The 6,439-nt window shown below is 38.8% G+C and carries 8 protein-coding genes; 6 read left to right on the top strand and 2 right to left on the bottom strand.

Annotated features, from left to right (window positions below):
* The first annotated feature begins 121 nt into the window (after positions 1–121).
* Positions 122–871 carry a hypothetical protein gene (locus tag OCV68_RS14220; protein WP_262573652.1) on the top strand — a complete coding sequence of 250 codons (750 nt, stop codon included), beginning with the start codon at positions 122–124 and terminating at the stop codon, positions 869–871.
* A 115-nt stretch (positions 872–986) separates the two neighbouring features.
* Here the strand turns inward: OCV68_RS14220 and OCV68_RS14215 are convergent, their stop codons facing one another.
* Entirely contained in the window at positions 987–2,417 is a 1,431-nt protein-coding gene (locus OCV68_RS14215; protein WP_262573649.1) for a relaxase/mobilization nuclease domain-containing protein, read from the bottom strand.
* The gene (locus OCV68_RS14210) at positions 2,366–2,704 is read right to left on the bottom strand and encodes a plasmid mobilization protein (protein ID WP_243240729.1); all 339 of its coding nucleotides are present in this window, start codon (positions 2,702–2,704) and stop codon (positions 2,366–2,368) included. The genes OCV68_RS14215 and OCV68_RS14210 overlap by 52 nt, the downstream gene beginning before the upstream one ends.
* Before the next feature lie 541 nt (positions 2,705–3,245).
* Here OCV68_RS14210 and OCV68_RS14205 point away from each other — a divergent pair.
* The 5 genes from OCV68_RS14205 (at position 3,246) to OCV68_RS14185 (ending at position 6,396) form a co-directional block, all read left to right on the top strand.
* Positions 3,246–3,857 (top strand): CHC2 zinc finger domain-containing protein, encoded by a 612-nt coding sequence (locus tag OCV68_RS14205; RefSeq protein ID WP_195388691.1) that lies wholly within the window; start codon positions 3,246–3,248, stop codon positions 3,855–3,857.
* A 17-nt stretch (positions 3,858–3,874) separates the two neighbouring features.
* Entirely contained in the window at positions 3,875–4,270 is a 396-nt protein-coding gene (locus OCV68_RS14200; protein ID WP_195388690.1) for a hypothetical protein, read from the top strand.
* Entirely contained in the window at positions 4,270–4,524 is a 255-nt protein-coding gene (locus OCV68_RS14195; RefSeq protein ID WP_195388689.1) for an HU family DNA-binding protein, read from the top strand. The genes OCV68_RS14200 and OCV68_RS14195 overlap by 1 nt, the downstream gene beginning before the upstream one ends.
* A complete protein-coding gene (locus OCV68_RS14190; RefSeq protein ID WP_195388688.1) occupies positions 4,521–4,688 on the top strand; it encodes a hypothetical protein in 168 nt (55 codons plus the stop codon). Before OCV68_RS14195 ends, OCV68_RS14190 begins: the two co-directional genes overlap by 4 nt.
* 130 nt (positions 4,689–4,818) lie before the next feature.
* The gene (locus OCV68_RS14185; RefSeq protein ID WP_262573644.1) at positions 4,819–6,396 is read left to right on the top strand and encodes a recombinase family protein; all 1,578 of its coding nucleotides are present in this window, start codon (positions 4,819–4,821) and stop codon (positions 6,394–6,396) included.
* Positions 6,397–6,439 lie beyond the last annotated feature (43 nt).

The raw sequence follows: 6,439 nt of genomic DNA, 5'->3' as shown, positions 1-6,439 counted from the left end.
GTTTATGGTTGTGTGGTTACTCCCATTATAACACGAGTTGCTTTATGTGTCATTATTTTTTCCATGTGTTGCACTTATATTGTAAATCTATCATTGTATCTCAAGTAAGTTTGCTATTGAGTTGGATAGTATTTCTTATGAGTTGGATGAATTTGATAAATGGAGCGTGAAAGTTGTTATATCATACTCTAATGTTCAAGGGAAACTTAATATCGTTGATGGTCTTAATGGATTCAAGATAATGTTGGATACAGAAGAAAATTATGTAAAGTCAATCAAAGCTTTTGATAATAAGATTATCATATATACAACAATCTCGTATTATTGTTTTAATCAAATTTCGGATTTTAAGCTGTACTATAAACAAGCACCTATTAGCATGATAACAGATGATGGAGGAAGATTCTTGCCGCAACTGGATGGCATTAAAATTGACAATGTGAAAAAGTCAAGATTTATAACTAACATGCTGTATGGCGTTCAAGAACAAACTAGTATTGAATGTATTGATTTTTTATGTAATTTGAAAATAGAGTATTTGCCCAAAATATTTAAAGAAAATATTTGTTCGTTAAGCGAGGTGGTTGATTCAGATAAGTTTAGTAACACAATTGTATGGTTTAAATTTAGATATATAAATGAACAAGAAGAGGAACTCATGCTACGAATTGGGCATAGTGATCCGATACGAATATGGATAAACGAAGAACCGTTTATTTTTGTTAGAAGTAAGTATACTCCTATTTCTTATAATGATGTTGTTATTTATACAAATGAAAAAAACATTGAGGTCATAATTGCTATTGAGATTTCAAAAGGTAATGCGAATTTGCAAGATAGAGGTATTATAGTTAGAGTCGATAGTTTGTAATGGTGAAATAATAATGCTGTTATTATCATAATATTTACCTCAAGCAATTTAATCTGTCTCAATATAAAAAACGGTTGCCGTTTGACGTAACTGACATCGGCAGCCGCTTTTTCTGTTATATAGATTTGTTCTTTTTATTCTGCTGAGCTTTACGCTCTCGTTTCTGCTGTTCCTCTGCAACAAGGCGTAAGATATAATCTCCACTTGAAATGTCATAGTAAGTATGAGCAATATCAGCATACACCTCATAAAGCTGTTTGCAGTTCTCAAAGCTATATTTGAGAGCTTCAATTTTTTTGTCCGTTTCTTGCTTGACAGATTTTATGCGTTCAAGGTCAGCACGGCTCTGAATGGTGCTGCCGTTTATAGTCTGCCTGCAAATATTCAGTTTCAGCTTTTCTGATAGGGTAAGCTTTGGCTTGTCTGCAAGCTCAAAGTAATGTTCAGCCTGTTCTATAAGGCTGTCCATATTGTCCTGTTTGGCTGTTAGTTGGTTCAGCTCTTTCCTCGCCGTTTCATACTCCGCTTTCAGATTTTCAATCTTGCCCTCCAACTCTCCGATAGAATGGATATTGTCACGATTTATAATCGTAAGCTGGGCGGACAGCTTGTAAATATCCATATCATTAGCAGGGGAGTAGGGTGCATTGCTGTCACGCTTTCTTTGAGCTTTTTTGCCCATAGCGGCAAGCTGCGTCACTTCATCAATAGTTTTGATATAATCCGAACGAATCGGAGCAGGTTCTCCGTTCAGGGTAACATCTGCCCCTACATCACGCCAACGAATACGGGAAATAAGGCTTTCGGCAGTGTAATCTTCTCCGAGTGTTTTTGTTCTGACAAATCGCTGTTGTTCCTCCGCTTTTATGGAAATATATTTTCCTCGTTTTATTGAGTATCCCATAAGTTCAAGCTCGCACAACAGTTCATCAATATTTTTTACGGAACCTACAAGCCTGTCAATATCAAGACGGATTTTCTGTTTCCACGATGTACCACGCTTTTTATGCTTCCATTCGTTGTAAGCAATATTTTTGCTTTGCCCTCTGTTTTCCTTTATAGGCTGAATGTCAAAAGCAAGGCATACTCTGTCGGAATATTCCCGTACCTTTTTCAAGGTGGTCTGATTATCATAAAATTTCTTGCCCGATACGGAGTAGCTGTTCAGAATAAAGTGGTTGTGCAGATGTCCTTTGTCAAGATGTGTGGCAATTACTATCTGGCAATCATCACCAAAAGTCTTTCTTGCAAAAGCCTTTGCAATTCGGTGAGCCTGTTCGGGAGTGATATTTTCGTTTGGGTCAAAGGATTGGATATAATGAATAGCTTTAACGCTGCCTTTGCCGTCTATCGGCGGAGGGGCGTTATATTTTTTGCCCGAAAAATATTCATATACCATTTTCATATCATTATATGCGTCTTTAGCATTTGCCATACAGTTCAAGGCGGTAGTATAAACCATATCTTCCGTCTTTTCAGGATTTAATATGTAGGCTATGCTGCGGTTGACGGTAGAGTGGATAGGAATAGATTTAACGTATGGCATATATCTTCGTAGTTCTCCTTTAAATCTTCAATATCTCCTGCATAAATGCTATTGATTTCATTTGCCTTTTTAGCAATCTGATTGATATTGTTGCCGATAATACGCAAAGCGTTCATTACGGGAGTGACTTCATTCAGGTCAATGACGTTGATTTTTCCGTTGAGGGATATTCGCTTTATATATGTGCCTGTTTTGAGTGAAGCGATTTCGGCAAGCCTTTTTATTTCTTCCCATTCTTCAATGCTGTATATTACTTCCTTGCGTTTAATCTGTTTGGTTTTTCTCAAAAGTACACCTCCACTATTGTTTTTGGTCTTAGGCAGAGCCTAAAAAATATTATAGAGCCACATTCAGGGTAAGGGTTCCCTCCTGAATGTGCATTTTTGAGGGGTAATCCTCTAAAATGCGGCGATTTGTGAAAGAATACGTATTCTTTCTGTGCTTGCTACGCATACCCAAAACAAAAAAATACGTACACCATCATTTTGATGTTTTTTCCTGTATAGGGATACCCCTCTTGAAATTTTCTGCGGCAGCGAACAGCAGAATTTTTTTGCCCTCTTATATATAAGGAAAATTTTCTTTGAAATTTTAGGGGTATTAGGAGAAAATCGTGAAATTTTGTATATATGCCTATTGCTCAATATTGTTTTTTGTGCGAAAAGTAGAAAATGAAAAAAGTTGTGCTGTAACCCCTAAAAAAACTCCAATTATTTTCCTTATAGGTGAAAGGGTCTAATTCTCAGAACGATTCTTCGCCGCATTGTTCTGAACCTCGCCATAAAAATTCAGCCCCTTTCAGATTACAAAACGAAAGGGGTTGTTTCATTGGAAAATGTTTTTGATGAAATACGCAGCAGGGTATCTATGCGGGACGTAGCAAAATTCTACGGCTTGCAGATGAACCACTCCGGTATGGCTCGCTGTCCCTTTCACGATGACAGAACACCAAGCCTGAAAGTGTATGACGATCATTTCTATTGCTTCGGCTGTGGGGCAACGGGAGATTGCACAGGTTTTACCGCAAAGCTGTTCGGTATCCCTCAGATTGAAGCTGCAAAGAAAATCAGCTATGATTTTGGACTTAACCTTTTTAATGGGGAAATCGCCGTTTCTGTTAATCCAAGGCTAAAGTCTGAGAACGATTTTCATGTTTGGCTGAGAAATGCTAATCTTGCCGTATCGGAGTATTTATCAAAACTCAACGAGTGGAGAAAAATCTATGCTCCCAAAAATCAATGGGAACAGCTTCACCCGCTGTTTGTTGAGAGCCTAAAAAGAACCGACTATGTTGAGTATCTTTCTGATTTGCTGGCTCATGGTTCCGATAAGGAAAAGAAACTGTACTATAAAGAGAACGGCAATGACATCAAGAAAATACAGGAACGCCTTGAAAAGCTCGCCGCTGAGGTTCGTCCTGTGAAACGCAAAGCGATTTGACGGAGGGATACCTATTTATGATACTTGAAGATAAACAGACCTGCTGCTTCATGCACCTCGTCGAAAGGTTCATTGCAGATAACAATAATTATCTGCTCCCTGTGAAGCAGTATATGAATACTGTGCCGAACAAGGTGCTGCTGGGGTACTATGATGATGAGTACATATATCTGATACCGAGTGTTGTTATCGGTATGTGCGATAAACTGCTCGTTGAAAATAACCTTGCAACGTTCAATATGCAGACTGTTTTGAAACAGCTTTTTGCCCTTAATTATATTAAGGTACATTGGATAATGAGCAAGGAAGTCAGATACCGTCCGCAGAAGCGTATCGGCTCGACAAAGAGAAGATACATCACATTTCATCGCAGGGTATTTCCGAAGAGTATAAGAGAAAGGGGCAGAGTTTAATGGATAAGAATGAATTTATAGACGCAGTTGCAAAGCAGAAAGGTATCAGCCGAGGAAAAGCCTACCGTTCTGTTGAGGCGGTAATGGATACCATACGCATTTTGATAATGCAGGGAGAGGAAATTAAAATCGGAGGGTTCGGTACTTTTGATATTGTAACTGACCTCAAAGGAGAGCGTATCCCTGTGTTCAAAGCGGGCAGGGCATTGAAGAAGGTTGTCAATACCCTTGGTAAAGGGGGAGATAAAATATGAGCGAACAGAAGCAGCGTGATATAATTCTGACCGATGACCAGAAAGACGCATTGGTACAGAGCTTCTTTCCTGTTATGTTGGAATTCTTCCAATCTGATAGGGGTAAAAAAATCTATACCGAATACCTTAAAAATAAGGAGTGTGAAAAATCGGGAACCCCTTAATTCCTGCTGGCTGTTTTCTAATCATAAAAAATGCGATTTAGCACTTTAAAGCGTTGACAAATTGTTTTAAAAGTGGTATACTATTAAATATAGAAGGCAATTGACAAAGCAGTAAGACAGGAGGTATATAATGATAAAGGCAGTAATTTATGCACGATACTCTTGTGACAACCAGAGAGAAGAGAGTATTGAGGGACAGCTTCGTGAATGTAAGGAGTTCGCAACTCGCAAGGGATATACATTGGTTGGCTCATACATAGATAGAGCAATGTCCGCAAAGACTGATAACCGTCCTGAGTTTCAGAGAATGATTAAGGAGAGTGCAAAGGAACTTTTCGATGTGGTCATTGTTTGGAAGCTGGACAGATTTGCAAGAAACAGATATGACTCAGCACATTACAAGGCTACGCTCCGACGGAACGGTGTAAAGGTCGTTTCTGCAACGGAGGTAATCTCAGAGGGTGCAGAGGGTATCATTCTTGAATCGGTACTTGAAGGTTATGCTGAATATTATTCGGCTGAACTCTCTGAAAAAGTTATCAGGGGTATGACTGAGAATGCTCTCAAGTGTCAGTACAATGGAGGATATATTCCTGTAGGGTATAAGGTTGACGAGAATAAGCATTATCAGATTGATGAGCTGACCGCACCTTTTGTAAAGGAAGCATTTCTGATGTATGTTAATGGACGTCATATCAAAAAAATCGTTGAGTACTTCAATGAAAATGGTATCCGTTCATCACGAAACAAGCCTATGACCAAAACAACGGTGTCTACAATCTTGCAAAATAGAAAATACATTGGTGAATATCAATATAGGGATATAGTTGTTTCCGATGGAATCCCAGCGATCATTTCAAGAGAACTTTTTGCGCTGGCGCAGCAGAGAACGGAACAGAACAAATATGCTCCGTCTGCTTCTCGTTCGGAGATAAAGTATTTATTGACGGGAAAGTTGATGTGCGGCGACTGTGGTTCGGTTTATGCAGGTGAAAGTGGAACAGGACGTACAGGACAGAAGTACCACTATTATAAATGTGTAAAAGCAAAGAAGCGTGATGGCTGTGAGCGAAAAGCGATAAAGAAAGATGAAGTCGAGGAAGCTGTTATTGAAGCTACCGTTGAAAACATTTTTGTGGATGAGGTCATTGAAGAAATTGCAGACCGTGTAATTTCATGGCAGGAAAAAGAGAGTACACTTGTACCGCTTTATCAAAGAGAGCTGGCAGAGGTTGAAAAGAGCATTGCCAATTTGCTGTCAGCCATTGAACAGGGTATCATCACATCTGCTACAAAAAATCGAATGGCAGAGCTTGAAAGTCTGAAAATCGACCTTGAAGTGAAAATTGCCCGTGAGGAAATCCAAACACAAATTCTGACCAAAGATCAGGTTAAGTTCTGGCTGAAGAATATGGAAAAGCTGGATTTAGCAAGTATTGATAATCGTCAGAGAATTATAAATACGTTCGTCAACTCTATCTATGTCTACGAGGACAGATTTGAAGTGAACTTCAACTGCCGAGAGGGATTTGAAACAATCCCTCTCGATATTGAACGGTTTGTTTCTCGTTTAGAGATAGTGGGGGAGCCAAAACAAAAACATACAAACCGTTTCGATAATATGCGGCTGTATGGTAATCAAAAAGCGTCGGGAATAACTTCTCGGCGCTTTTACTTTTCCCTAAGGCAAAACCGCACAAATTCTTGAAAAGCAGCAAAAAAGGTATAATATATGTATGAATAAACAACTA

The organism is Huintestinicola butyrica, assembly GCF_025567215.1.
GTDB classification, from domain to species: Bacteria; Bacillota; Clostridia; order Oscillospirales; family Ruminococcaceae; genus Huintestinicola; species Huintestinicola butyrica.
This window is presented reverse-complemented; position numbering and strand designations above follow the sequence as displayed.